The 24,955-nt window shown below is 70.2% G+C and carries 21 protein-coding genes; 11 read left to right on the forward strand and 10 right to left on the reverse strand.

What is annotated here, in order from left to right; translation table 11 throughout:
- The first annotated feature begins 6 nt into the window (after window positions 1-6).
- From QOL88_RS38930 to QOL88_RS25055, 6 genes are all read left to right on the forward strand, one after another.
- Window positions 7-900: a recombinase family protein gene (locus QOL88_RS38930; protein WP_179878951.1), complete on the forward strand. Its 894-nt coding sequence runs from the start codon at window positions 7-9 to the stop codon at window positions 898-900.
- 14 nt (window positions 901-914) lie between these two features.
- Window positions 915-2,948: a thioredoxin domain-containing protein gene (locus QOL88_RS25035; protein WP_179878952.1), complete on the forward strand. Its 2,034-nt coding sequence runs from the start codon at window positions 915-917 to the stop codon at window positions 2,946-2,948.
- 146 nt (window positions 2,949-3,094) lie between these two features.
- Window positions 3,095-4,384, forward strand: coding sequence for a glycosyltransferase (locus tag QOL88_RS25040; protein ID WP_097219745.1), 1,290 nt, complete (start codon window positions 3,095-3,097; stop codon window positions 4,382-4,384).
- A complete protein-coding gene (locus tag QOL88_RS25045) occupies window positions 4,381-6,030 on the forward strand; it encodes an ArnT family glycosyltransferase (protein ID WP_097219748.1) in 1,650 nt (549 codons plus the stop codon). Before QOL88_RS25040 ends, QOL88_RS25045 begins: the two co-directional genes overlap by 4 nt.
- Window positions 6,027-7,226: a glycosyltransferase gene (locus QOL88_RS25050; RefSeq protein ID WP_097219750.1), complete on the forward strand. Its 1,200-nt coding sequence runs from the start codon at window positions 6,027-6,029 to the stop codon at window positions 7,224-7,226. Before QOL88_RS25045 ends, QOL88_RS25050 begins: the two co-directional genes overlap by 4 nt.
- Window positions 7,223-9,625 (forward strand): galactose oxidase family protein, encoded by a 2,403-nt coding sequence (locus tag QOL88_RS25055; protein ID WP_097219753.1) that lies wholly within the window; start codon window positions 7,223-7,225, stop codon window positions 9,623-9,625. Before QOL88_RS25050 ends, QOL88_RS25055 begins: the two co-directional genes overlap by 4 nt.
- A 320-nt stretch (window positions 9,626-9,945) precedes the next feature.
- Here QOL88_RS25055 and QOL88_RS25060 read toward each other — a convergent pair whose 3' ends face one another.
- The 3 genes from QOL88_RS25060 to trhA form a co-directional block, all read right to left on the reverse strand.
- The gene (locus tag QOL88_RS25060; protein ID WP_097219755.1) at window positions 9,946-10,683 is read right to left on the reverse strand and encodes a Mut7-C RNAse domain-containing protein; all 738 of its coding nucleotides are present in this window, start codon (window positions 10,681-10,683) and stop codon (window positions 9,946-9,948) included.
- Window positions 10,684-10,716: 33 nt separating this feature from the next.
- A complete protein-coding gene (locus QOL88_RS25065) occupies window positions 10,717-11,343 on the reverse strand; it encodes a TetR/AcrR family transcriptional regulator (protein ID WP_097219758.1) in 627 nt (208 codons plus the stop codon).
- An 85-nt stretch (window positions 11,344-11,428) separates the two neighbouring features.
- Window positions 11,429-12,142 carry a PAQR family membrane homeostasis protein TrhA gene (trhA, locus tag QOL88_RS25070; RefSeq protein ID WP_097219760.1) on the reverse strand — a complete coding sequence of 238 codons (714 nt, stop codon included), beginning with the start codon at window positions 12,140-12,142 and terminating at the stop codon, window positions 11,429-11,431.
- 328 nt (window positions 12,143-12,470) lie between these two features.
- Here trhA and QOL88_RS25075 point away from each other — a divergent pair, with 328 nt between their 5' ends.
- On the forward strand, window positions 12,471-14,300 hold the full coding sequence (locus tag QOL88_RS25075; RefSeq protein ID WP_097219762.1) for a phosphoenolpyruvate carboxykinase (GTP): 1,830 nt from the start codon (window positions 12,471-12,473) through the stop codon (window positions 14,298-14,300).
- A 205-nt stretch (window positions 14,301-14,505) separates the two neighbouring features.
- Here the strand turns inward: QOL88_RS25075 and QOL88_RS25080 are convergent, their stop codons facing one another.
- A complete protein-coding gene (locus QOL88_RS25080) occupies window positions 14,506-14,976 on the reverse strand; it encodes an ATP-binding protein (protein ID WP_257027889.1) in 471 nt (156 codons plus the stop codon).
- The gene (locus QOL88_RS25085; RefSeq protein WP_097219764.1) at window positions 14,973-15,176 is read right to left on the reverse strand and encodes a hypothetical protein; all 204 of its coding nucleotides are present in this window, start codon (window positions 15,174-15,176) and stop codon (window positions 14,973-14,975) included. The genes QOL88_RS25080 and QOL88_RS25085 overlap by 4 nt, the downstream gene beginning before the upstream one ends.
- Window positions 15,177-15,333: 157 nt before the next feature.
- Between QOL88_RS25085 and QOL88_RS25090 the strand changes: the two genes are divergently transcribed.
- Both QOL88_RS25090 and QOL88_RS25095 read left to right on the forward strand, forming a co-directional pair.
- Window positions 15,334-16,188, forward strand: coding sequence for a helix-turn-helix domain-containing protein (locus QOL88_RS25090; RefSeq protein ID WP_097219767.1), 855 nt, complete (start codon window positions 15,334-15,336; stop codon window positions 16,186-16,188).
- Window positions 16,169-16,486, forward strand: coding sequence for a DUF397 domain-containing protein (locus tag QOL88_RS25095; protein ID WP_097219770.1), 318 nt, complete (start codon window positions 16,169-16,171; stop codon window positions 16,484-16,486). Before QOL88_RS25090 ends, QOL88_RS25095 begins: the two co-directional genes overlap by 20 nt.
- 426 nt (window positions 16,487-16,912) lie before the next feature.
- Here the strand turns inward: QOL88_RS25095 and QOL88_RS25100 are convergent, their stop codons facing one another.
- Window positions 16,913-17,125 (reverse strand): hypothetical protein, encoded by a 213-nt coding sequence (locus QOL88_RS25100; protein WP_143668887.1) that lies wholly within the window; start codon window positions 17,123-17,125, stop codon window positions 16,913-16,915.
- 224 nt (window positions 17,126-17,349) lie between these two features.
- On the opposite strand from QOL88_RS25100, the gene QOL88_RS25105 reads away from it, so the two are divergent.
- Complete coding sequence (locus QOL88_RS25105) at window positions 17,350-18,495, forward strand: AAA family ATPase (protein WP_179878953.1); 1,146 nt, start codon at window positions 17,350-17,352, stop codon at window positions 18,493-18,495.
- A gap of 119 nt (window positions 18,496-18,614) precedes the next feature.
- On the opposite strand, the gene QOL88_RS25110 is transcribed toward QOL88_RS25105, so the two are convergent.
- Window positions 18,615-19,034, reverse strand: coding sequence for an SCO4983 family protein (locus QOL88_RS25110; RefSeq protein WP_097219775.1), 420 nt, complete (start codon window positions 19,032-19,034; stop codon window positions 18,615-18,617).
- Window positions 19,035-19,166: 132 nt separating this feature from the next.
- On the reverse strand, window positions 19,167-20,378 hold the full coding sequence (locus QOL88_RS25115) for a pyridoxal phosphate-dependent aminotransferase (protein WP_097219778.1): 1,212 nt from the start codon (window positions 20,376-20,378) through the stop codon (window positions 19,167-19,169).
- A gap of 598 nt (window positions 20,379-20,976) precedes the next feature.
- On the opposite strand from QOL88_RS25115, the gene QOL88_RS25120 reads away from it, so the two are divergent.
- Window positions 20,977-21,903 (forward strand): S1 family peptidase, encoded by a 927-nt coding sequence (locus QOL88_RS25120; RefSeq protein WP_097219781.1) that lies wholly within the window; start codon window positions 20,977-20,979, stop codon window positions 21,901-21,903.
- A gap of 21 nt (window positions 21,904-21,924) precedes the next feature.
- On the opposite strand, the gene QOL88_RS25125 is transcribed toward QOL88_RS25120, so the two are convergent.
- On the reverse strand, window positions 21,925-23,538 hold the full coding sequence (locus tag QOL88_RS25125) for an N-acyl-D-amino-acid deacylase family protein (protein WP_097219783.1): 1,614 nt from the start codon (window positions 23,536-23,538) through the stop codon (window positions 21,925-21,927).
- A gap of 13 nt (window positions 23,539-23,551) precedes the next feature.
- A complete protein-coding gene (locus QOL88_RS25130) occupies window positions 23,552-24,832 on the reverse strand; it encodes an amino acid deaminase (RefSeq protein WP_097219785.1) in 1,281 nt (426 codons plus the stop codon).
- Between the last annotated feature and the right edge of the window lie 123 nt (window positions 24,833-24,955).

Genomic DNA, 24,955 nt, shown 5'->3' on the forward strand with positions numbered 1-24,955 from the left:
ACCGCGATGACCGAGACGCGCGTGAGAAGCCGGTGTGTATCGGACTGGCACTGGGCACGTGCGGTGGAGGGGGCGCCACACAGCGGACCGAGGCCCTTCGGCTGGCAGGAGGACAGGCTCACGCTTCATCCGGTCGAGGCGGCACTGATCCGCAGAGCTGTGGCCGACCGTGTCGGGGGGAAGGCGGTGCGCGCCATCGCACGGGAATGGTGTGATCTCGGAGTGACTGGGACGCGGGGCGGAAGCCCCAACGCCCAGACGGTCACACAGATCATGACGGCGCCCCGAGTGTGTGGTTACCGAGCCAACAGAGGCGAGTTGCTGCTTCTGCCGGAGACGGGGGAACCAGTTCTCGGCCGGTGGGAGCCCGTGGTGACGCCGGAGCAGTGGAGGGCGGCGTGTGCCACGTTCTCTCCCGGAAACCTCTACATGCACCGCGGTAGCGCTGCTCCTAGACGCACCATGAGAACCACCGCTCCCAGCCGTCTCGCCAGTGGCTTCCTGCGCTGTGGTGCACGGCTTCCGAACGGAGAGATCTGCGGAGGCCCCCTGTGTGCCCAGAAGGGGAGAAGCCGGCGGAGTCCCTACGCGTATGCATGCCGCTCCTGCAGGCGGTGCAGCATCAGCGGGCCGCTGGCCGACGAAGCCCTCGAGCGCCTGCTGTTCCAAGAGGCTCCGCCCCATGTGCGGCCGTCGGAGATCACGCGGCGACGCTGGCAGGAAGGGATGACGGATGCGGAGAAGCGAGAGACGATCGCGTCGGTCGTGATCCACTACGTCGTGCGCCCCGGCGTCAAAGGGAGTCACACATGGGACCACAGCCGCCTCGAGCCGGTCTGGCGTGACACCGGCAGCGGAGAGGGGCGAGGGGCGGGTTCCCTGGTCGGGTGGCCGCTGTGAGGCAGGATGGGAGTATGCCGAACCGACTGGCTCATGAGACATCCCCGTACCTGCTCCAGCACGCCGACAACCCGGTCGATTGGTGGCCCTGGTCGGGAGGGGCCTTCGAGGAGGCGCGTCGTCGAGGCGTTCCGGTGCACCTGAGTGTCGGGTACTCGAGTTGTCATTGGTGCCACGTCCTTGCGAAGGAGAGCTTCGAGGACGAGGTGACGGCCGCTTACATGAACGAACACTTCGTCAACATCAAGGTCGACCGCGAGGAGCGCCCCGACGTCGACGCCGTCTACATGGAGGCCGTGCAGGCGGCGACCGGGCAGGGCGGCTGGCCCATGACCGTGTTCCTCACCCCGGACGCCGAGCCGTTCTACTTCGGCACTTACTTCCCGCCCGCTCCCCGCCAGGGCATGCCGTCGTTCCGGCAGGTGCTCCAGGGCGTGCACGAGGCGTGGGGCGAGCGGCGGGACGAGGTGACCGAGGTCGCCGGGAAGATCGTCCGGGATCTGGCCGGGCGGGAGATCTCCTACGGCGACGCGCGGACCCCCGGTGAGGAGGAGCTCGCGCAGGCCCTGCTCGGGCTGACGCGGGAGTACGACCCGCAGCGCGGCGGTTTCGGCGGGGCGCCGAAGTTCCCGCCGTCCATGGTGCTGGAGTTCCTGCTGCGCCACCACGCCCGCACCGGCGCCGAGGGCGCCCTGCAGATGGCGCGGGACACCTGCGAGCGGATGGCCCGGGGCGGGATGTACGACCAGCTCGGGGGCGGCTTCGCCCGCTACTCCGTCGACCGTGACTGGGTCGTTCCGCACTTCGAGAAGATGCTGTACGACAACGCCCTGCTGTGCCGGGTGTACGCCCACCTCTGGCGCTCCACCGGCTCGGAGCTCGCGCGGCGCGTCGCCCTGGAGACGGCCGACTTCATGGTGCGTGAACTGCGCACGAACGAGGGCGGGTTCGCCTCCGCGCTGGACGCCGACAGCGACGACGGGACGGGCAAGCACGTCGAGGGCGCGTACTACGTGTGGACGCCCGAGCAGCTGCGGGAGGTGCTCGGTGAGCAGGACGCCGAGCTCGCGGCCCAGCACTTCGGTGTGACCGAGGAGGGCACGTTCGAGGAGGGCGCGTCCGTTCTCCAACTCCCCGTGCGCGATGGTGTGTCCGACGCGGAGAAGATCGCCTCGATCTCGGAGCGGCTGCTCGCGGCGCGGGCCGAGCGGCCCGCGCCCGGCCGGGACGACAAGGTCGTCGCCGCCTGGAACGGCCTCGCGATCGCCGCGCTCGCCGAGACCGGCGCCTACTTCGACCGGCCCGACCTGGTCGAGGCCGCCGTCGCCGCGGCCGACCTCCTGGTCCGGCTGCATCTGGACGAGCAGGCCCGGCTCACCCGCACCAGCAAGGACGGCCACGCCGGCGCCAACGCGGGTGTCCTGGAGGACTACGCGGATGTGGCGGAGGGCTTCCTCGCGCTCGCGTCCGTCACCGGGGAGGGTGTCTGGCTGGAGTTCGCCGGGTTCCTCCTCGATCACGTCCTGGCCCGCTTCACGGACCCGGAGTCGGGCTCGCTGTACGACACCGCGGCCGACGCGGAGCGGCTGATCCGCCGCCCGCAGGACCCGACCGACAACGCGGCCCCGTCAGGCTGGACGGCTGCCGCGAACGCCCTGCTGAGTTATGCCGCGCACACCGGCTCCGAGCCTCACCGCACCGCCGCCGAACGGGCGCTGGGGGTCGTGAAGGCGCTGGGGCCTCGGGTGCCCCGCTTCATCGGCTGGGGACTGGCCGCGGCGGAGGCCGTGCTGGACGGTCCGCGCGAGGTCGCCGTCGTGGGTACGGCGCTGGATGACGAGGGCACAAGGACCCTGCACCGCACGGCACTTCTGGGAACCGCGCCCGGTGCGGTGGTCGCCGTGGGCGCCCCGGGGAGCGAGGAGTTCCCGCTGCTCGCGGACCGTCCGCTGGTCGGCGGTGAACCGGCCGCGTACGTCTGCCGTAACTTCACGTGCGACGCCCCGACAACCGAGCCTGACCGGCTGCGTACGGTCTTGAGTGGCTGAAGTCACGTATCAACGGAAACATGGTCTTTATCTGAACAGCCCCCAGGTTTCACAGTTCCCCCCTAATCTCTGCACAGTGACGTGGCGGACGAGGCCGCATCGGCCCGCCGTCGCGACTGGGGGTTCTGGGATCTGGGGGGATCTGCTTGCTGACGTCTGTCTTCATCGCTGCCGTTTCACTTGCCTTGTTCTGGATGGCGGCGTTCACCCTGTGGTGGCAGATGCACGCCTGGCGTACGCCGGAAGTGCTCGCCTCCACGCGGTTCAGCAGTCCGGACGGGGACGAGCACGTCTCCTTCTCGCTGCTGCTGCCGGCGCGGCACGAACAGGCGGTGCTGGACCACACGATCCAGCGACTGCTGGAGTCGAGCCACACCGACTTCGAGATCATCGTGATCGTCGGGCACGACGACCCGGAGACCACCGCGGTGGCCGAGTCGGCCGCCGCGCGTGACCCACGGGTTCGGGTCGTCGTCGACACCCACGAGAAGAAGAACAAGCCGAAGGCCATGAACACGGCGCTGCCCTACTGCCGTGGCGACGTCGTCGGGGTGTTCGACGCGGAGGACCAGGTCCACCCCGAGCTCCTCGCGCACGTCGACCACGCCTTCCGCACCACGGGCGCGGACGTTGTCCAGGGCGGGGTGCAGCTGATCAACTTCCACTCCAGCTGGTACAGCCTGCGCAACTGCCTGGAGTACTTCTTCTGGTTCCGCTCGCGGCTCCACCTGCATGCGCAGAAAGGTTTCATTCCGCTGGGCGGCAACACCGTCTTCGTCCGCACGGACGTCCTGCGGGAAGCCGACGGCTGGGACCCGAACTGCCTCGCCGAGGACTGCGACCTGGGCGTGCGCCTGTCCAGCGTCGGCAAGAAGGTCGTCGTCGCCTACGACTCGGACATGGTGACCCGGGAGGAGACCCCCGGCTCGCTGATGTCCCTGCTGAAGCAGCGCACCCGCTGGAACCAGGGCTTCCTCCAGGTGTACCGGAAGAAGGACTGGAAGCAACTGCCCACCCTCGGGCAGCGCCTCCTCGCCCGCTACACCCTGATGACGCCGTTCATGCAGGCCTTCACCGGCCTGATCATCCCGCTCAACGTGGCGATCGCCCTGTTCCTGGACGTGCCCGTCGGCATCGCCTTCATCACCTTCCTGCCGGCCGTCACGGCCCTGGTCACCTTCGTCTTCGAGATCGTCGGACTGCACGACTTCGGCAAGCAGTACGGGCTGCGCGTCCGCTTCGCGCACTACCTGAAGCTGATCGTGGGCGGCCCCTTCTACCAGGTCCTGCTCGCCGGCGCGGCCGTGCGGGCCGTGTGGCGTGAGCAGCGCGGACGCAACGACTGGGAGCTGACGTCCCACGTCGGAGCGCACCTCGACGAGACGGCCACGCCCCGCCAGGACGTCCCCCTGACCCGAGAGGACGTTCCCGCGTGACCTCCACCCTTCCCGCGGTGACCACCGAGACGGTCCCCGCGCAGCACCGTCCTGCGCCCCGCACCGGTGCGCACCGCCGCGTCGAGCCGCCGAGCCGGCTGCGCTCCTCCCGGCCCGACCTGCTCCTGTGCGGTGTCCTCCTCGTGGCGATCCTCGTCGTGCAGGGCTGGAACATCGCCGACTACCCGGCCCTCAGCGACGACGAGGGCACCTATCTCGCCCAGGCCTGGTCGGTCCAGCAGGGCAACGGCCTCGCCCACTACACCTACTGGTACGACCATCCGCCGCTCGGCTGGATCCAGATCGCCGTGCTGACCTGGATCCCCGCGCTGATCAGCCCCGAGTCGATGACGGTGGGCACCATGCGCGCCGCGATGCTCGTGATCAGCGGCATCAGCGCGGTCCTGATCTTCGTGCTGGGCCGGCGCCTCGCGCTGCCCCGCTGGGCGGCCGCGCTCGGCATGGTGTTCTTCGGGCTGTCGCCGCTGTCGATCGTGCTCCAGCGGGAGATCTTCCTCGACAACCTCGCCGTGATGTGGACGCTGCTGGCCTTCACGCTGGCGGCCTCCCCGAGCCGTCACCTCTGGCACCACTTCGGGGCGGGCATCGCTGCCGCCACGGCCGTGCTCACCAAGGAGACGATGCTCGTCGTCCTGCCCGCGCTGTTCCTCACCATGTGGCGCCACAGCCACCGGGACACCCGCAAGTTCGCCCTCACCGGAGCCGTCACGGCGTGCACCCTGATCGGCTTCGCGTATCCGCTGTTCGCCCTGCTCAAGGGCGAGTTGATGCCGGGCGCCGGGCACGTGTCCCTCTGGGACGGCGTCAAGTACCAGATGACCAGACCTGGTTCGGGCTTCGTCCTCGACCAGGGCTCCGGCTCCTGGGGCGTGCTCCAGTCGTGGCTGTACTACGACCGGATCCTGCCCCTCGGCGGCCTCGCGGGCGCCCTGCTGCTGCTCGTCACCTGGCGCTGGTCGGTCACCGCCCGCGCCCTGGCCGGACCGGCCCTGGCCGTGGCGATCTTCGCCGCGCTGGCCCTGCGCCCGAACGGCTACCTGCCCGCGATGTACGTCATCCAGGCCCTGCCGTTCCTCGCGCTGGTCCTCGCCGGAGGCACCGCCTCCGTCGCCCACGCGGTGCTGAGCCGCTGGCGCTCCGAGGCGGAGAAACGGTACGTCAGCGTGGGCCGGTACTCGCTCGCCACCGTCCTCGCCCTGGCCGCCGGCGCCTACGTCGTCCCGCACTGGTACGACGGCGCCCGCACGGCCGTCACCACCGACGCCAACGCCCCCTACAAGGCCGCGTCGACGTGGCTGGCCACGGAGGTCGAGAACCCGGAGCGCACCCGGGTGCTGGTCGACGACGCGCTCTGGCTGGACCTGGTGCACCAGGGCTACCGGCCGGGCCTCGGCGTCATCTGGTTCTACAAGGCCGACCTCGACCCGGCGGTGACGAAGACGATGCCGCGCGGCTGGAAGGACCTCGACTACGTCGTCGCCTCGCCGACCGTGCGGCGCGACGCGGCCGACCTGCCCAACGTCAAGGCCGCCATGGAGCACTCGGACCCGGTCGCCACCTTCGGCACCGGCGAGGACCGCATCGAGATCCGCCAGATCAAGACGCCCGCCGGAGGCACGCGATGAGCCAGGAGTACACCGTCCCCGGTGAGATCGTCGAGACCGAGACCACCGAGGTCCCCGAGCCCGGCGCCGTCACCATCGTCGTACCGACCTTCAACGAGTCGGCGAACGTCCGGCAGTTGCTGCACCAGATCACCGAGGCCGTCCCGGCGAGGTTGCCGTGCGAGGTCCTCTTCGTGGACGACTCCACCGACGACACCCCGCAGGTCATCGAGAAGGCGGCGCAGGACTGCCCGTTCCCGGTGACCGTGCTGCACCGCGAGGAGCCGGTGGGCGGGCTCGGCGGCGCGGTCGTCGAGGGGCTGAAGGCCGCCACGTCCGACTGGATCGTCGTCATGGACGGCGACTGCCAGCACCCGCCGTCCCTGGTGCCCGACCTGGTCGCCACCGGTGAGCGGGCGAACGCCGGGCTGGTCGTCGCCTCCCGGTACATCAAGGGCGGCAGCCGGGCCGGACTCGCGGGCAGCTACCGCGTGCTCGTCTCGCGCGGGGCGACCTGGCTGACCAAGGCGCTGTTCCCGCGCCGGCTGCACGGCATCAGCGACTCGATGAGCGGCTTCTTCGCGATCCGCCGCAGCGCGGTCACGGCGGAGGTCCTCCAGCCGCTCGGCTACAAGATCCTCCTCGAACTCGCCGTCCGCAGCCGTCCGCGCCGGGTCACCGAGGTGCCGTTCGTCTTCCAGGACCGGTTCGCCGGGGAGTCCAAGTCGACCGCGCAGGAAGGCTTCCGCTTCCTGCGCCATCTGGCCGGGCTGCGCACCGCCTCCCCGGTCGCGCGCATGGCCGGGTTCGGCCTGATCGGGCTGACCGGCTTCCTGCCGAACCTGGTCGGCCTGTGGGCGCTGACCGCCGCCGGCCTGCACTACGTACCGGCGGAGATCCTCGCCAACCAGCTCGGCGTCGCCTGGAACTTCCTGCTCATGGAGCATCTGCTGTTCCGCGAGCGGCGCCGGCACCGGCGCTGGTGGGACCGGGCCGGGCGGTTCGCGCTGCTCGCCAACGCCGATCTGGTGCTGCGCATCCCGCTGATCGCGGTGTTCGTGCACCAGCTCCACCTGGGCGTGCTGTCGGCCACCGCGCTCGCGCTGGTGACGACGTTCGTCCTGCGCTTCGCCGGGACCGAAGCGCTGGTCTACCTGCCGCGCCGGGGCCGGGAGAAGCCCGCGCGCGACGGCCGTACAGCAAGGAGAGCCGTGTGAGACCTCGTCGCAGAACGACCGCACTCCTGTCCGTGGCAGCCCTCACCTCGGGGCTGCTCCTGACCGCCCCCCAGCCCGCCTCCGCCGCCAACCTCATCAAGAACCCGGGTTTCGAGACCGCCGGCGCCGACGGCATGCCGTACTGCTGGGAGAAGTCCGGCTGGGGCGACAACGACTTCACGTTCACCACCACGGCCGACGCGCACACCGGCTCCAAGGCGATGAAGGTCGAGCTGACCCGCCGGGTCGAGGGCGACCGCAAGGCGCTGATCACCGAGTCCGCCGCGTGCGCGCCGGTGGTGACGCCGGGCAAGCAGTACGACCTCGGCCTCTGGTACAGGACGACGACCCCGGACGCGGCGATCACCCTGTTCCGGCACGACACCACGGCCGGCTGGCAGTACTGGACCGACCTCAAGACGCTGGACCTGGCCGGGAACTGGACCGAGGCCACCGTCCGCACGCCCGAGGTCCCGGCCGGCACCGACCGCATCTCCTGGGGCGTCTCCGTCTACGGCACGGGCTCCGCCACCACCGACGACTACACCATGGACCAGGTGCCCGACCCGGTCCTGCCGCCCGAGTGCACCGGCACCGCCCAGCAGTGCGCCAACGGCACGTGGGACGTGCTGCCCACGCGGAACCCGGTCCGCTCCATGCACTCGGTCGTCCTGCACAACGGCAAGGTGCTGCTGATCGCGGGCTCCGGAAACGACGAGTCGATGTTCGAGGCCGGCACCTTCACCTCGGCGGTCTACGACCCGGCGAACGGCTCGTACAAGATCATCCCCACGCCGAAGGACATGTTCTGCGCCGGGCATGTGCAGCTCCAGGACGGGCGCGTGCTCGTGATGAGCGGCAACAAGGCCTACCCGGTGCCCGGCGGGCACGGCTACGAGGGCTACAAGGACTCGTACATCTTCGACCCGCAGACCGAGACCTACGCCAAGACCAACGACATGAACGACGGCCACTGGTACCCGTCGGCGACGATCCTCGGCAACGGTGACGTCATCTCCTTCGGCGGACTGCGCGAGGACTCCACCGGCTCGGTCACCGCCGAGCTGTTCTCCGAGGCCGAGCAGCGGTGGCAGCCGCTGTGGAAGGTCAACCAGACCTGGTCGTACTGGGGCCTGTACCCGTCGATGATCCTGATGCAGGACGGCCGCCTCTTCTACTCGGGCAGCCATGTCTTCGGCAACAACATCCCGGGCACGGGCTCGGCGATCTACGACTACGGCGCCAACACCACCACCCAGGTGCCGGGCCTGCGGAACAAGGACGAGCGCGACCAGTCGGCGAGCGTGCTCCTGCCTCCGGCGCAGGACCAGAGGGTCCTCACCCTCGGCGGCGGCAACATCGACTCCAACCCGGACGCGAACCGGCTGACCGACATCATCGACCTCAAGCAGCCGAACCCGTCCTACGTCGCCGGTCCGCCGATCCCGCAGGGCACCGTCGACCTCGGCAACGGACCGGTCCCGCAGACCGGGAACCAGGGCAAGATGTACGTCTCCGCCGTGCTGATGCCCGACGGCAAGGTGCTGGAGACGGGCGGCGCGCTGCACAACCGCGCCAACCCGGTCTACGAGACGTCGATCTTCGACCCCGCGTCGGAGACCTTCGACCCGGTGGCCGTCGACCCCGAGGCGCGCGGCTACCACTCCTCGGCCTTCCTGCTCCCCGACGGCCGTGTGATGACGACCGGCGACAACCCGGGCAACGGCTCCTGGAACCACGACGTGTCGGTCTACAGCCCGCCGTACCTGTTCAAGGGCCCCCGCCCGCAGATCACCTCCGTCATCGACACCGAGTGGAACTACGGCGACACCCAGCGGATCACCGTCGACCGGCCCATCGCCAAGGCCGAGCTGATCCGCCCCGCCGCCGTCACGCACTCCTCGGACCCGAACCAGCGGTTCGTGGACCTGCCGCTGTCGGTCGACGGCGACAACGTCGACCTGAACGTCACGAGCAACCCCAACCTGGCCCCGCCCGGCTGGTACATGCTCTTCGCCGTCGACGCGAACGGCGTGCCCTCGGTGGCGAAGTGGGTGCACCTCCAGGGCCCGCAGGCGCTCAAGGCGACGGACGCCTCGGCCCATGTCCACGACTTCGCGGACGAGCCCACGGGCAAGGTGGCCAAGCCCGGCAAGAAGCGGACGTCACAGAAGGTGAGCCCGACCATCTCCGGCTGCGACCGCCACTACGGCTCGATCAACGTCTGCGTGCCGACGGACTTCCCCGCGGAGGTGAGGAAGACGACGGCGGCACGCTGTGAGTGGCTCAAGGCGAACGACTACGGCCGCCTGAAGGTCAACGGCAAGGACGACCCGCTGGGCCTGGACCGCAACAGGGACGGGATCGCCTGCGGCAAGCAGGATCTGACCAGGCGCTGACGCCCCTCCTGGGGGCGCGGGGGAACCGCGCGACCAGCCACGACGGCAACGGTGGCTGCCCGGAGCGCGATGGCCTGCGCCGCGATCGCCTCCGACCGCACGCCCTCAGGGGCGCGGGGAACTGCGCGACCAGCCACGACGGCGCGCGGTTCCCCACGGCGCTCAATCCTCAACGGTGGCTGCCCGGAGCGCGATGGCCTGCGCCGCGATCGCCTCCGACTGCACGCCCTCAGGGGCGCGGGGAACTGCGCGACCAGCCACGACGGCGCGCGGTTCCCCACGGCGCTCAACCCTCAACGGCGCTCAATCCTCAACGGCGCTCAACCCTCGACGGTGCTCCGGGTGAAAGCGACCGCCTGTTCCACGATCGCCTCCAACTGCTCGTGATGCGCACCCCTCCAATAGGCCCGGCCGCACGCCGCGCACTGCGCGAACACGTCGTACGTCGCATGCGTCCCGTGCTTCAGCTGATCGGCGACCTCGTCCTTGGTCGCCTCACGCAGCACCCCGTTGCAGGCCGTGCACCGCGTCCAGGGAAGCAACTCGGGCCGGAACCGCTCCAGCACGTCACGCAGCTGCTCCTCGGGCCGCGTGCTGTAGACGAACGCCCCCGCCCACAGCTCCCGGCGCCGCAGCAGCCCCCGGTCGCGGCTCAGCATCACCCGCCGCTCGGCGGCCGAACGCGCCGCGAGGGCCGGGTCGCCGATGTCGGTGGACTCGTAGGCCGTGTCCACGCCGAGGAGGCGCAGCCGGCGGGCCAGCGTGCCGAGGTGGACGTCGAGGAGAAAGCGCAGGGGAGCGCCCGGGACCCGCTGGGGGCGCGCGACGGTCCGTACGGCCACCGCCTCGCCGGCCACCGGGACGTGCGCGAAGGGCACCTCGCGGCCGTCCACGAGGAGCACGCCGACCTCGGTCAGCGGCACGCCCAGCGACTCGATGACGTGGCCGAGGCTGGAGACGCCGTCGGTGGTGGCCCGCACGGTGCCCTCCGCTCGGGCCCGGGGCACGAACACATGCAGCTCGGGGGCGAACTCGACCTGGATCTCGGGACCGTTCACCCGGTCAGGATGCCATGGCGCGGGGCGCCGGCCTCAGGGTTTTCCGGCCGGCAGGCCGTGTTCCAGGACGTCCAGGGCGCGGTCGACGAGGTCGCGGATGTCGTCGCGGTGGCCGGTCTCGGCCCAGTAGTGGGAGACCTCCGTCAGTCCGCCCATCACGGACATGGTGAAGACGCGCAGTTCCAGACTGTCGGGGTCGAGTCCGGAGCGCTCGGCCAGGGCGTCGCGCAGCAGTCGGCCGGTGGCCGCGGCGTTCTCCAGCATGCGGGCCCGGACCGCGGGCACCTCGACCCCGAGCCGGGTCCGCAACCGGGTGACGGCGGGCTCCTCGGCCAGGGCCTGGTCGAGGGCCGTGCGCATCACGTGCCGCAAGGTGTCGGCCCAGGGCTCGTCCGCCGGCCGGGCGCGCAGTTCCGCCGTCATCACCGGGTCCCACGCGTCGGTGACGACGATGTCCTCCTTGGCCGGGAAATACCGGAAGACGGTCGACGGCGAGACCTCGGCACGGTCGGCGATCTGCTCGATCGTCGTGGCGTCGTAGCCCTGCTCCTCGATCAGCGCGTAGGTCGCGGTGCGGATCGCCCGGCGGGTCTTGGTCTTCTTCCGCTCCCGGAGCCCCGGTGAGGGCTGGTCGGCGAGGGTGGTGCGTGGGGCCGTCATGGAGGTCATTGTCGGCCATCGCAAGTGGTCCGGGCATGCGAAGGGCCACGGCCGGGAGCCGTGGCCCGAGGGGGGTGGGAGGGGGCTATCCGTGCTGGTACGCCACCAGCGAGATCCCCACGTAGTGGGCGATGAAGGCCGCCAGGGTGAGGGAGTGGAACACCTCGTGGAAACCGAACCAGCGCGGTGACGGGTTCGGCCGCTTGATCCCGTAGACCACGCCGCCCGCGCTGTAGAGCAGGCCGCCGACGACGACCAGGACGAGGACGGCGACGCCGCCGGTCCGCATGAAGTCGGGCAGGTAGAAGACGGCCGCCCAGCCCATCGCGATGTAGCAGGGCGTGTAGAGCCAGCGCGGGGCGCCGACCCAGAAGACGCGGAAGAGGATGCCGGCCACGGCCGCGGCCCAGATGCCCCACAGCAGCCACTGCCCCTTGGCTCCCGGCAGGAGCAGCATGGCCAGCGGCGTGTAGGTGCCCGCGATGATCAGGAAGATGTTGGCGTGATCCAGCCTGCGCAGGACGCCGTCCATGCGGGGGCTCCAGTCGCCCCGGTGGTACAGCGCGCTCACGCCGAAGAGCAGGCATGCCGTCAGGGCGAAGATGCCGCAGGCGATGCGTCCTCTGGTGGAGTCGGCGAGGGCTGTGAGCACCAGACCCGCGATGAGTGCGGCCGGGAACATGCCGAGGTGCAGCCAGCCGCGCAGCTTCGGCTTCACCGGGTGCGGCAGGGAGAGCGCCTTCGGACCGTGGCCGTCGGCCGCCGAGTCCGTGGGCGCGTCGGGGACGAACGCAGTCATGGGCGAATGGTAGCTACGGAACCGTAAGTGACGTATCAGTGCCGCGGATCGCCGGGCGAAGAGTGGCCATCCTCTCATCACGATCCGACGATGGTTACGCAAACGGACGGTCAGATGAACGCAACGTGCACGCAAAGCGAGTGCGAGAAACCGTGGCGAGCCTCACGTCGCTCACCTGTGCGCTCCTCTGGACAGATGGGCGCGTACGTCGGATGATCAAATGAGTGCGGTCGGCACCGGATGAGCGCCAAGATCCACCCAGAAGCATCCGGGTCGCAGCCCCCACGGGGCCTCCACATCACAAAAAATCCCTCATTTAGGAGCAATCGTGGCGCGCGACATCGCGGCTCCCACCGTCCCCACCACCCATCAGGGACTGATCTCGTGGGTCAACGAGATCGCCGAACTGACGCAGCCGGACAACGTGGTCTGGTGTGACGGCTCCGAGGCCGAGTACGAGCGCCTGTGCGGGGAGCTCGTCGAGAAGGGCACCTTCCGCAAACTCGACCCGATCAAGCGCCCCCACTCCTACTACGCCGCCTCCGACCCCACCGACGTCGCACGCGTGGAGGACCGGACGTTCATCTGCTCCGAGAAGGAGGCGGACGCCGGCCCGACCAACCACTGGAAGGCCCCCGCCGAGATGCGGGAGATCTTCCAGGGCGCCGGCGGCCAGGGCGGCCTGTTCCGCGGCTCGATGCGCGGCCGGACCATGTACGTCGTGCCCTTCTGCATGGGTCCGCTCGGCTCGCCGCTGTCCGCGCTCGGTGTGGAGATCACCGACTCGGCGTACGTCGCCGTCTCGATGCGCACGATGACGCGCATGGGCCAGGCCGTCCTGGACGAGCTCGGCTCCGACGGCTTCTTCGTCAAGGCCGTCCACACCCTGGGCGCCCCGCTGGAGCCCGGCCAGGCGGACGTCCCCTGGCCCTGCAACCAGACCAAGTACATCTCGCACTTCCCCGAGGACCGCGAGATCTGGTCCTACGGCTCGGGCTACGGCGGCAACGCCCTGCTCGGCAAGAAGTGCTACGCCCTGCGCATCGCCTCCGTCATGGCCCGTGACGAGGGCTGGCTCGCCGAGCACATGCTGGTCCTCAAGCTGACCCCGCCGCGCGGCGAGGCCAAGTACGTCGCGGCGGCCTTCCCGAGCGCCTGCGGCAAGACCAACCTGGCCATGCTGGAGCCGACCGTCCCGGGCTGGACGGTCGAGACCATCGGCGACGACATCGCCTGGATGCGCTTCGGCGAGGACGGCCGCCTGTACGCCATCAACCCCGAGGCCGGCTTCTTCGGTGTCGCCCCCGGCACCGGCGAGCACACCAACGCCAACGCGATGAAGACGCTCTGGGGCAACTCGGTCTTCACCAACGTCGCCCTCACCGACGACAACGACATCTGGTGGGAGGGCATGACGGAGGAGACTCCGGCCCACCTGACGGACTGGAAGGGCAACGACTGGACCCCCGAGTCCGGCGTCCCGGCCGCCCACCCCAACGCCCGCTTCACCGTCCCGGCCTCGCAGTGCCCGATCATCGCGCCCGAGTGGGAGGACCCCAAGGGCGTGCCGATCTCGGCGATCCTCTTCGGCGGCCGCCGCGCCACCGCCGTGCCGCTGGTGACGGAGTCCTTCGACTGGAACCACGGCGTGTTCCTCGGCGCCAACGTGGCCTCCGAGAAGACCGCCGCCGCCGAGGGCAAGGTCGGCGAGCTGCGCCGCGACCCGTTCGCGATGCTGCCGTTCTGCGGCTACAACATGGGCGACTACATGGCCCACTGGGTCGACGTGGCCAAGGACAAGGACCAGTCCAAGCTGCCGAAGATCTACTACGTCAACTGGTTCCGCAAGGACGACGAGGGCAAGTTCGTCTGGCCCGGCTTCGGTGAGAACAGCCGCGTCCTGAAGTGGATCGTGGAGCGCCTGGACGGCACCGCCGAGGGCGTCGAGACCCCGATCGGTGTTCTGCCGACCAAGGACGCCCTCGACACCGACGGCCTGGAACTGGCCGACTCCGACCTGGAGTTCCTGCTCACGGTCGACAAGGAGGTCTGGCGCGAGGAGGCCGCCCTGGTCCCCGAGCACCTCAACACCTTCGGCGACCACACGCCGAAGGAGCTGTGGGACCAGTACCGCGCGCTGGTGCAGCGCCTGGGCTGAGTCCCACCCGCAGACTCCGCGGCCGGCTGAACCGAGAGTGCCCTGACCAGCAACATCGTCACGGCCGGCCGCGGAACCGACTGGCGGGGCCCGCACAACGGCGTGTGGGGTTCGGGGCCGGTCACCGCGCCCTCCGTCCGCCCCGACGGAAACCAGCGGCGACCGGCCCCCTCCCGCCCGCTTCGGCGCGGCCCGCCCCGCGGGCTCACGAACGTGCCGATGAATGACCGAGCGCTCCGGCCGACCGCCTACGTCGACCGGGGCGCTCGGGCGTTTCCGGAGTGCCGACGGCGGTGACGGCGACGGCTTCGGCGTCGGTGAACAGCTCGCACCACACCGTCTTGTGACCGGCCTCCTGCTCCACGCCCCACCGCACGGCCAGCGCGTCCAGCAGCGCCAGCCCCCGGCCGGATTCCGCCTCGGCCCCGACCGCCGCGACCAGGACGGGCAAGGCCCGGGGATCGGGATCGGTGACCCCGAGCCGGACGCGCCCGCCCTCCTCCGGCCACACCCGCACCGTCACGGGGACGCCTTCCCCGACGTGCCGGATCACGTTCGTGACGAGCTCGCTCGCGCAGAGCTGCACGTCGATCCCGTACGAGCGCAGCGCCCGCCGCACGCCGGACACCGCAGCCGGGGCCGCGAGCAGCTCCAGCGTCAGCACCGGCCGCCTCACGCCGCACCCTTGCGGAGGGCGGCGGCCAGGGCCTGCGCGGTGAGGAGGTTGCAGTTGCCGAGCGCGATCAGCGGCCGCGTGGGGCAGCGTGAGGCGAAGGCCGGGAGATCGATGCCGAGGGACGGCAGGGTGATGCCGTGTGCGGCGAGCGCGGCTCGCAACTCCAGGACGCAGGCGTCGGCTTCGTCGGGGCTGTGCATGGGGTTCACACCTTCCAGTGCGCTGAGTGACGAACGCCTCACACTCTGACGCCGACCGCCGTAGCGTGACAGCCCTTCGGTTTCCCGCTCCTGAACTGCGGCTGCGCGGTGAAGGGGCTGGTAGCGGGCGGTAACGGCACACCAAGGACGGTGAACGATGGGTCAGCGCAAGGACATCGACGGATCGACGGGCGTCCCGACCTTCTACGGCAGCGAGTTGCGCTGGAAGCGGGAGGAGGCGGGCCTGACCCTCCAGCAACTCGTCGAGGGCAGCTTCTACGGCCCGAGCCACCTCAGCGAGATCGAGCGCGGCACACGCCGGATGCCGGCGGAACTCGCCGAGCACGTGGACAGGGTGCTCGGCACGGACGGCTTCTTCCGGCGGCGCTGCGAGGACGTGCGACGGGCGAAACGGCGGGGACACGCGAGCTACTTCGAGCGGGTGCTGGAGGCGGAGCAGCACGCCAAGTCCATCGAGGAGTGGTGTCCGACCTTGATCCCCGGCTTGCTTCAGACGGACGCCTACGCCCGGGCGCTTGTCCAGGCAGCCATGCCGCTGGCTCAGGAAGAGGAGGTGGAGGAGAAGGTCAGCGCCCGACTGGCACGGGCGCGCCTATTCGAGGACAACCACAAGACGCCCATGTACTGGGCGATCCTCTCCGAGGTGCTGCTGCGGCAACCGGTTCTTCCCCCGGAGCAGACCGCCGAGCAGCTGGAGCACATCGCTGCGCTCGCGCGTCGCCGTCGGATCGTTCCCCAGGTGCTTCCGTGGAACTGTGGGCCGCATCCACTCATGATGGGGATGGCCAAGGTCATGACCTTCTTCGACGCCCCAGCGTTGGTCTACTTGGAGTCTCAGCACAGCGGGGACACAATCGACGATTCGGCTCTCGTAGAGGAGTACCGCCGGTCGTACGATCTGCTCAGGGCCGCCGCACTGCCACCCGAGGCGTCCCTCGCCCTGATTCAACAAACGGCTGAGGATGTACGAAATGGCAAGCAGCGCGATTGACTTGAGCACTGCCGTCTGGCGCAAGAGCAGCTACAGCAACGGAACGGGCGGCGACTGCGTGGAGGTAGCCGAGGCCTTCCCCGGCGCGGCCCGCTGGCGCAAGAGCACCTACAGCAACGGCGACGGCGGCAACTGCCTCGAAGTCTGTGACGCCCACACCGCCGTCGTCCCCGTCCGTGACTCCAAGGTCCCCCATGGCCCGGTCCTCACCATCACGGCCCCGGCCTGGACGTCCTTCGTCACGTCCCTCACGTCGGCTGTCACCGGCGTGTGCGGAGACCCTGCACCAGGCAGATGACGGCCATCAGGCCGGAGAGGATCGCGACGAGGGGGAGAGGGCCGCTGTCCGATCCCGGGGTGAGCAGGCACAGGACGCAAGCGACAGCGCACAGGGCCGCAACGGCGAACGCGGCGGCGCGGGACATCGCGTTCACCTCCTCGTTCTCCGGCGGGCCATGGCCATGACGGTCAGAGCCGGCCCGCCAAGAGCGGCAAGTACTCCAGCGCCCATGAGTCCGGACCAACGTGATCTTCGGGGGGGTCGTAGTGCCGTAGTTGGCTGCTCTTTACCGCACCATCGCGAGAGGTGCCCGTCCCCCGGCGCGAAGCAGAAGGACGGGCTGGTTGCTTGTCGCTGTAAGTCAATCGAGAATGTTCAGGATAATTCCGATCACTCCCAATATGATGCCGGTCCAGATGAGAATGGCGAGAATTGATTTCTTGGTCATTGGCGTGCATCCACGGTGTAGGTCGAGCGGTCGAGGGCGAAGACGAGCGCGATCAACACCGCGCCGACGGCCGCCTGGCCGCGCCAGGACCACGTCACGATGTGCTCACTGCGTCTGCGGTCGGGTTCGGCCAGACGCTCGGGAATCGTCTTCTCGAACTCCACCAGCTTGCCGAAGCCCACTCCGCAGCCGATGCCGGCACCTGTCATGCCACCCGCAGTACCCGTGCCTACGACCGTCGCCACGTCCGCGGCAAAGTGTGTTCTTCGGGCACGCCAAAGTGACGTGCTTCCCGCACGTGAATGCATCAGCTTCCCCACGGAAGACAGACAGACAGTCAGAACCGGTGATCACACTGGTCACCGGAGACACACAAGCTGTCATAAGAAGCACACAACTGGGCGCGGCGTGCCCCTGAGACAGACCGCTGCCCGTGGTGATCGATGAGTTTCCCTACCTGGTACGGAACGCCCCAGCCCTCCCTTCCCAGTTGCAGGCCGCCATCGGGGTGCGCTCCGAACGCAACCGCAAGGAGAGGCCCCGGATCCTGCTGTGCGGCAGCGCGATGTCCTTCATGGGCGGGCTCCTCTCCGGGGCTTCCCCGCTCTACGGCCGGGCGGGCCTCGATCTCGAGGTTCACTCCCTCGGCTTCCGCGAGGCCGCCGAGTTCTGGGGCATCCGGGACCCGCGGCTGGCAGTGCTCGTCCACGCGATCGTCGGCGGTACCCCGGCGTACCGACGGGAGTTCGTCGACGACGACGTGCCGGACGGGCCCGACGACTTCGACGCCTGGGTCTGCCGGACCGTACTCAACCCGGCCCGTCCCATCCACGGCGAGGCGCCTTACCTGCTGGCCGCCGAACCGGACCTGCGCAACCGGTCGCTGTACCACTCGGTCCTGGCCGCGGTGGCGGGCGGCAACCGCACCAGCGGTGGCATCGCGAGCGCGGTGGGCCGCAAGGCCACGGACATCTCGCTGCCGCTGTCCGTCCTGAAAAGCTGCGGCCTGCTCACCGCCGAGCCCGACGCCTTCCGCACCAACCGGACGACCTATCACGTCGCCGAGCCGCTGATCACCTTTCACCATGCCGTCGTCCGCCCCGAGACGGCTCTGCTGAGTCGCCGCCGAGGTCCAGCCAGGATGTGGGAACACAGCAGGTCCACGTTCCTCAGCAAGGTCGTCGGTCCGCACTTCGAGCGCTTGTGCCGTGAGTGGGTCGAGTGGCACGCGGATCCCGCGACGTTTGGGGGCATGCCGATCCAGGTCGCCTCCGGGACCGTGGCCGACCCGGTGAACCGGAGCTCACTTGAGGCCGACGTCGTGGTACACGGAGCCATCGGCCAGGATCAGGGCATCCTGCTGTCCGTGGGAGAGGTGAAATGGCACAAGGTCATGCATCTCGGGCACCTGCAACGCCTGCGTCGCATCCTGCAGTTGCTGGAGGCAAAGGGCGTCGACATCCGTCACGCCAGACCCGCCTGCTACGGCGGCGCCGGCTTCGACCCGGAATTGCGGGCGGCCGAGAGTCGGGGTGAGGTGGTCCTCGTCGACCTGCAACGGCTGTACCACGGTTCCTGACATCCCGGCATGCCGCGCGGTTCCGGGGAGGGCCGTCAAACGAGGGATGTGTGGCGCCCGGTCCGCGCGTCGCTGCGGGTGCGCGCGGACCGGGGCCGTCAGGGGGAGCCCCGCAGGGCTCAGTGGGACGCCAGGGCGCGCGGCTCCAGGGCCGCCGTGTGGGCGTCCATCCGCTCGGCGGCCAGGATCGCCGCCGCCGTGTCGGCGCGGGAGGCGGCGACGACCAGCGCGCGGCCCGCCAGGGCGTGTGCCCGCCGGTGCAGGGCCGCGGTGCCGCGATCACGGCGGTCGCTCATCGGGGCGCGCACCGGAGTGCGCCCGCCGCGCAGCCTGCTCACCTGCTCCGCGAGCCGCTCCGCGGCCGTGTCCAGATCGGCCGAGGCCTGCGCGGCACGCAGCTCGTCCGTGACGGCGAGCAGGGCGGCGAGATGGCCCGCGAGCTGGATGTCCAGCTCTTCCTCACGGGAGCGGTGCGGAAAGTCGGGGTTGGGGCCGTCCACCGTGCTGTGGACCGAGTTGGTGCGGATCGGTTCGTACATGGGAAGGCCTCCTGAATTCTTACAGGAAACCATCCTAGCTTAGATTTCGTCTAAAGTTGACTTGCTCACAAAACAGGACTGCCTGCACACGAAGCGTGAGCAGGCAGTCGGGGGCGAGTCGGGGGTGCGCGGTCAGGGCTGGCTGTAGCCGTCCAGGAAGTGCCCGATCCGCCCCATCGCGTCGGTCAGGTCGCCGACCGTCGGCAGGGTCACCACCCGGAAGTGATCCGGCTCCGGCCAGTTGAAGCCGGTGCCCTGGACGACCATGATCTTCTCGCGCCGGAGCAGGTCCAGGACCATGCGGCGGTCGTCCTTGATCTTGAAGACCTTGGGGTCGAGGCGCGGGAAGAGGTACAGCGCACCCTTGGGCTTCACGCAGGACACCCCGGGGATCTGGGTCAGCAGCTCGTACGCCGTGTCCCGCTGCTCGCGCAGCCGCCCGCCCGGCAGCACCAGGTCGTTGATCGTCTGGCGCCCGCTGAGTGCCGCGACGACCCCGTGCTGCCCCGGCATGTTCGCGCACAGGCGCATGTTCGCCAGGATCGTCAGGCCCTCGATGTAGGAGTCGGCGTGGGCGCGCGGCCCGGAGATCGACATCCAGCCGACCCGGTAGCCGGCCACCCGGTAGGCCTTCGACATGCCGTTGAAGGTGAGGGTGAGCAGGTCCGGGGCGATGGAGGCGGTCGGGGTGTGCGTGGCGCCGTCGTAGAGGATCTTGTCGTAGATCTCGTCGGAGCAGACGAGCAGGTTGTGCCGGCGGGCGATGTCGGTCAGGCCCTTGATCATCGCCTCGTCGTAGACGGCCCCCGTCGGGTTGTTGGGGTTGATGATCACGAGCGCCTTGGTGCGGTCGGTGACCTTGCGCTCGATGTCGGCGAGGTCCGGCATCCAGTCGGCCTGCTCGTCGCAGCGGTAGTGCACCGCGGTGCCGCCGGACAGGGAGACGGCGGCGGTCCACAGCGGGTAGTCGGGCGCGGGGACCAGGACCTCGTCGCCGTCGTCCAGCAGGCCCTGCATCGCCATCACGATCAACTCGGAGACGCCGTTGCCGATGAAGACGTGCTCGACGTCCGTCTCGATGCCGAGGGTCTGGTTGTGCATCACGACGGCCCGGCGCGCGGCCAGCAGGCCCTTGGCGTCGCCGTAGCCGTGCGCCGACGACACGTTGCGGAGGACGTCCTCCAGGATCTCCGGCGGGCACTCGAAGCCGAACGCGGCCGGGTTGCCGGTGTTCAGCTTGAGGATGCGGTGCCCTGCTGCTTCCAGGCGCATCGCCTCCTCGAGAACCGGGCCCCGGATCTCGTAACAGACATTGGCGAGCTTGGTCGACTGGATCACCTGCATGTCTGGGAGCTTACGGCCCGGTAATGCCTCTCGGGTCGTGTTTTCCGCCACGTGAGACGCGGGGATTTGGGGCGATATCGCCGCACGCTGCCCCACCAGCGCCTTCGGTCCCTGGAATGCGCCGCGATGTCCCAGCTATTCGATTACGCCGAGGGAGGGACGGGCGGCGAGCCGCGGGACCCGCCGAACGACCTGCCGCGGGAGGCCGCCCCTCCGGCGTACGACGCCTACGCGGATCCGGCGGCGGCACGTGGATGGCAGGACGTGTACGGCCCGACGGTCCCGGCGGCCGCCGGGAGCATCCCGCATGGGGCGGCGGCACGATCACTGTCCCGGCGGGCCGCCCAAGCCCCACCCCCACCCCCACCGCTTCGCCCCCCCGGCAGGTCCGACGGGAAACCCGGCGTGGTCCCGGCGGCGCCAAGGGACCCAAGTGACCTGCCCGTGAGGGCGGTTGAGTAGGGTCGTTCAGGACGCCGGGATTCCGGTTGTGGAACAGGTTCTTGTGCCGCCCCCTTGCGACGATCACAATGCACATGACAACAGTGCGGGCGGCCGGAAGATTTCCGGTCGCCTCCGTCGCAAGAGGGGACCCCCCATGAGAAAACCTCTCGCCGCCGCGTTCTGCGCCCTGGCGATAGCCGGGGCCGGCGCGGCCCCCGCGACCGCTGCCGATGCCGCCCCCACGGGCGTCGGCAAGGCCGCGGACACGGGCAAGGTCACATCCGCCGTCTCGGGTGTGGTCACGTCCGTGGAGCAGACGCTGTCCGGGCTCGGCAGCCCGAAGGCCAAGGCCGTGAACTTCGCCGGCACCGTCGCGCTCAGCAACTGCTCCGGCTCCGTCGTCCGCATGCCGGACTCCGAGGCCGACGACCCGGCGCTCGTGATGACCAACGGCCACTGCCTGGAGTCCGGCTTCCCCGGCCCCGGCGAGGTCCTCGTCGACAAGGCGTCCAGCCGCACCTTCAGCCTGCTCAACGCCTCCGGCTCGCGCGTCGCGACCCTGCGCGCCGCCAAGCTCGCCTACGGCACGATGACCGACACGGACGTCGCGCTGTACCAGCTCACCACCACGTACGCGCAGATCAAGAGCTCGTACAACATCAACCCGCTGACGCTGAACGACAGCCACCCGGTCGCAGGCACCGCCATCGGCATCCCCTCCGGCTACTGGAAGCGGATCTACAGCTGCAACGTCGACGGATTCGTCCCCACCCTGAAGGAGGGCGACTGGACCTGGAAGGACTCGGTCCGTTACACCTCCGCCTGCAACACCATCGGCGGCACGTCCGGTTCGCCCGTCGTCGACCAGGCCACCAACAAGGTCGTCGCCATCAACAACACCGGCAACGAGGACGGTGAGCGCTGCACGGTGAACAACCCGTGCGAGGTCGACGCGAACGGCAAGGTGACCGTCCGCAAGGGCATCAACTACGCCCAGGAGACCTACGGGATCCCCGCCTGCTTCGGGATCGACAACAAGCTCGACCTGAGCGCGAGCGGCTGCACCCTGCCCAAGCCGTAAGGCAGGGTGCCGGCCGGGCGGTCACGCGGGAGGAGTCCTGCGGACCGCCCGGCCCGCCAGCGCGTCCGTGCGCCGGCCGTCCTCGATCACGAACCGGCCGTCGACCAGGACGTGCGGAATGCCCGTCGGGAGCGTGCGCGGCTCCGCGAAGGTGGAGCCCGCCGCGACCGTCGCCGGGTCGAAGAGCACCAGGTCGGCCCGGTAGCCCTCGCGGACCAGACCCCGGTCGGGCAGCCGGAGCCGCGCGGCCGGGCGCGAGGTGAGGTGCGCGACGCACTCCTCCAGTGACAGCACCCCCAACTCCCGTACGTAGTGCCCGAGGTAGTGCGGGAACGTGCCGTAGGCGCGCGGGTGCGGCTTGGCGCCCTGGAGGATGCCGTCCGAGCCGCCGGTGTGCACCCGGTGGCGCATGATCGCCCGGACGTTCTCCTCGTGCCCGACGTGCTGGAGGATCGTCGGGGCCAGCCGGTCGGCCAGCAGCAGCCCGCGCGCGGTCACCCAGGGCGCCTCGCGCCGCCGGTCCGCCGACTCCTGGACCGTCCGGCCGACGAAATCGGCCAGGACCGGATCGCCCACGCCCGAGATCTCGATCGTGTCCCACTCGACGGGCACGCCGTGGCAGCCGTCCGAGCCGGTGACCTCCAGATGGTGACGGACGCGCTCCGCCGTCTCCTCGTCGGCCAACCGCCTGAGGGTCTCCTCCGGGCCGCCCTCGCTCGCCCAGCTCGGCAGCACGGCCGCCAGCGTCGTACAGCCCGGGGTGTACGGGTAGGTGTCGAGGCTGATGTCGGATCCGGCCGCCAGCGCCTCGTCCAGCAGGGCCAGCAGTTCCGGGGCGCGGCCCCTGTTCACGCCGAAGTTCATGGTGGCGTGGGCGAGATGCAGGGAGCAGCCCGCCTCCCGGGTCAGCGCCACCATCTCCTCGTAGGCCTGGAGCGCCCCGGCGCCGTAGGAGCGATGGTGCGGGCAGTAGTAGCCGCCGTACGACGCCACCACCCGGCACAGCTCGGTCAGTTCGGCGCCTCGCGCGTACATGCCCGGCGTGTACGTCAGCCCCGAGGACATGCCGACCGCGCCCTGCTCCAGGCCCTCCGCGACCAGCCGGCGCATCCGGTCCAGCTCGTCCGGGCTCGCCTCGCGGTCCTCCCAGCCGACGACGAGCGCCCGGACCGTGCCCTGCGGGATCAGATAGGCCGCGTTCACGGCGATCCCGCGGTCCAGCCGGTCCAGGTACTCGCCGACCGTGCGCCAGTCGAAGTCGATGTCGTCACCCGGGCCGTTCCACCCGGCGATCGCCCGCCGCACCTCGCCCAGCGTGCGGTCGTCGACCGGCGCGTACGACAGGCCGTCCTGGCCGATGACCTCCAGCGTGACGCCCTGCGCGGCCTTGGCGCTGTGGTCGGGGTCGCGCAGCAGCGCCAGGTCGCTGTGCGCGTGCATGTCGACGAAGCCGGGGGACAGGACGAGTCCCTCGGCGTCCAGCTCCCGGCGTGCCTTCGGCCGCTGGCATCCTGCCGCCGCGGCCTCCTTGACGATCGATGTGATCCGGCCGCCGTCGACCACGACATCGGCCCGGTACGCGTCCGCGCCGGAGCCGTCGACGACGTCGGCGTCCCGGATGACCAGCTCTTCCATCGCGCCCGGCCTCCTAGAAGAACGTGCGGACGTAGTCGACGACCGTGCCGTCCGCCTCCGCGACCGGGATCAGCTGCCACTTGTCGAACGAGGTGCACGGGTGGGACAGCCCGAGCCCCACCCAGTCGCCGACCTCCAGATCCGCCTCCGGCGTGGTGGCGAGCCAGGCGTGCTGGTCCGACAGAGCCGTCACCGACACGCCCGTCGCCGGGCGCTCGGCGCCGCCCCGGCGGATCACCTGGGCGAAGGGCAGGTCGAGGTCGTAGGCCGCGTCCCGCTTGCCCGCGTTGACGAAGGCCTGCTCGGCCGACGGCCGCGACACCACCTGCGTCCACAGGCGGAACGCCGGCTCCAGGGCGCCCTCCTCGGGGACCCGGTTGAACGGGGTCAGCTTGCGGTAGTGGCCGTCGTCGTGCGAGACGTACGCGCCCGAGCGCAGCAACTTCAGCACGGGCAGGGACAGTTCGGGAATCTCCGCGAAGACCTCGGCGACCGCGTCGAACCAGGCGCTGCCGCCCGCGCTGACCACGATCTCCTCCAGCCCGGCGAACCGCCCGGCCTTGTCGAAGTCGGCGGCGAGCGCGACCAGCCGCCGCAGCCACGCCGTCACGCGCTCGGTGTCGGCCTTCGGCACCTCGCCCTCGTAGCCCGCGACGCCGACCAGCCGCAGCGTCCGCGTGCCCGCCACCGCGTCGGCGACCGCCGCGCACTCGGTCTCGGTACGGACGCCGGTGCGGGCGCCCTCACCGGCGGCGAGCTCGACGACGACGTCCACCGGGCGGGTGGCGTCGGCGTCCCGCAGCGCGGCGTCCATCAGCTCGACGCCGCGCACGGAGTCGACGTAACAGATCAGTTCGAAGTCCGGGTCGGCGTCCAGCTCGGCCGCGATCCAGCGCAGGGCCGCCGCGTCGACCAGCTCGTTCGCCAGGAACACGCGCCGGGTCCCGAACGCCCGCGCCACCCGCACCTGGTGCGGGACGGCCAGCGTGATGCCCCACGCCCCGTGCTCGATCTGCCGCTGGAACAGCTGCGGCGCCATGGAGGTCTTGCCGTGCGGCGCGAAGGCCAGGCCGTGCCGGGCCGCGTACGTCTCCATGAGCTTCAGGTTGTGCTCCAGGCGCTCGGCGGACAGCGCGAGCACGGGCGTGGCGAAGCCGCCGGTGAAGAGATTGCGGCGCTGACCGGCCAGCTCGGCGACGGTCAGCCCGTCGGCGTCCGGCGGGAGGCCCTTGAAGCGGTGATCGACGCGCTCGGCGGCGAGCCGGGCGAGGGACTGGGCAGTGTCAGCCGTCATGGAGCCTCCCTGATCTGCGGTGTTGCAACCTCTGCAACCTTCATTGCGCATGTCGCTGAACGCTGTCTAACATCTCGGCCACCCCCGGTCAATGAAACCGCCACCGGCCGCACCGCCACCCCG

The sequence above is a fragment of the Streptomyces sp. Ag82_O1-12 genome (assembly GCF_900182715.1).
Lineage (GTDB): Bacteria > Actinomycetota > Actinomycetes > Streptomycetales > Streptomycetaceae > Streptomyces > Streptomyces massasporeus.

Coding starts and splice junctions, on each gene's coding strand:
- QOL88_RS38930 (WP_179878951.1), top strand. CDS start 7: ATGACCGAGACGCGCGTGAGAAGCCGGTGTGTATCGGACTGGCACTGG.
- QOL88_RS25035 (WP_179878952.1), top strand. CDS start 915: ATGCCGAACCGACTGGCTCATGAGACATCCCCGTACCTGCTCCAGCAC.
- QOL88_RS25050 (WP_097219750.1), top strand. CDS start 6,027: ATGAGCCAGGAGTACACCGTCCCCGGTGAGATCGTCGAGACCGAGACC.
- QOL88_RS25065 (WP_097219758.1), bottom strand. CDS start 11,343: ATGACGGCCCCACGCACCACCCTCGCCGACCAGCCCTCACCGGGGCTC.
- trhA (WP_097219760.1), bottom strand. CDS start 12,142: ATGACTGCGTTCGTCCCCGACGCGCCCACGGACTCGGCGGCCGACGGC.
- QOL88_RS25085 (WP_097219764.1), bottom strand. CDS start 15,176: ATGCACAGCCCCGACGAAGCCGACGCCTGCGTCCTGGAGTTGCGAGCC.
- QOL88_RS25090 (WP_097219767.1), top strand. CDS start 15,334: ATGGGTCAGCGCAAGGACATCGACGGATCGACGGGCGTCCCGACCTTC.
- QOL88_RS25095 (WP_097219770.1), top strand. CDS start 16,169: ATGGCAAGCAGCGCGATTGACTTGAGCACTGCCGTCTGGCGCAAGAGC.
- QOL88_RS25100 (WP_143668887.1), bottom strand. CDS start 17,125: ATGACAGGTGCCGGCATCGGCTGCGGAGTGGGCTTCGGCAAGCTGGTG.
- QOL88_RS25110 (WP_097219775.1), bottom strand. CDS start 19,034: ATGTACGAACCGATCCGCACCAACTCGGTCCACAGCACGGTGGACGGC.
- QOL88_RS25115 (WP_097219778.1), bottom strand. CDS start 20,378: ATGCAGGTGATCCAGTCGACCAAGCTCGCCAATGTCTGTTACGAGATC.
- QOL88_RS25120 (WP_097219781.1), top strand. CDS start 20,977: ATGAGAAAACCTCTCGCCGCCGCGTTCTGCGCCCTGGCGATAGCCGGG.
- QOL88_RS25125 (WP_097219783.1), bottom strand. CDS start 23,538: ATGGAAGAGCTGGTCATCCGGGACGCCGACGTCGTCGACGGCTCCGGC.
- QOL88_RS25130 (WP_097219785.1), bottom strand. CDS start 24,832: ATGACGGCTGACACTGCCCAGTCCCTCGCCCGGCTCGCCGCCGAGCGC.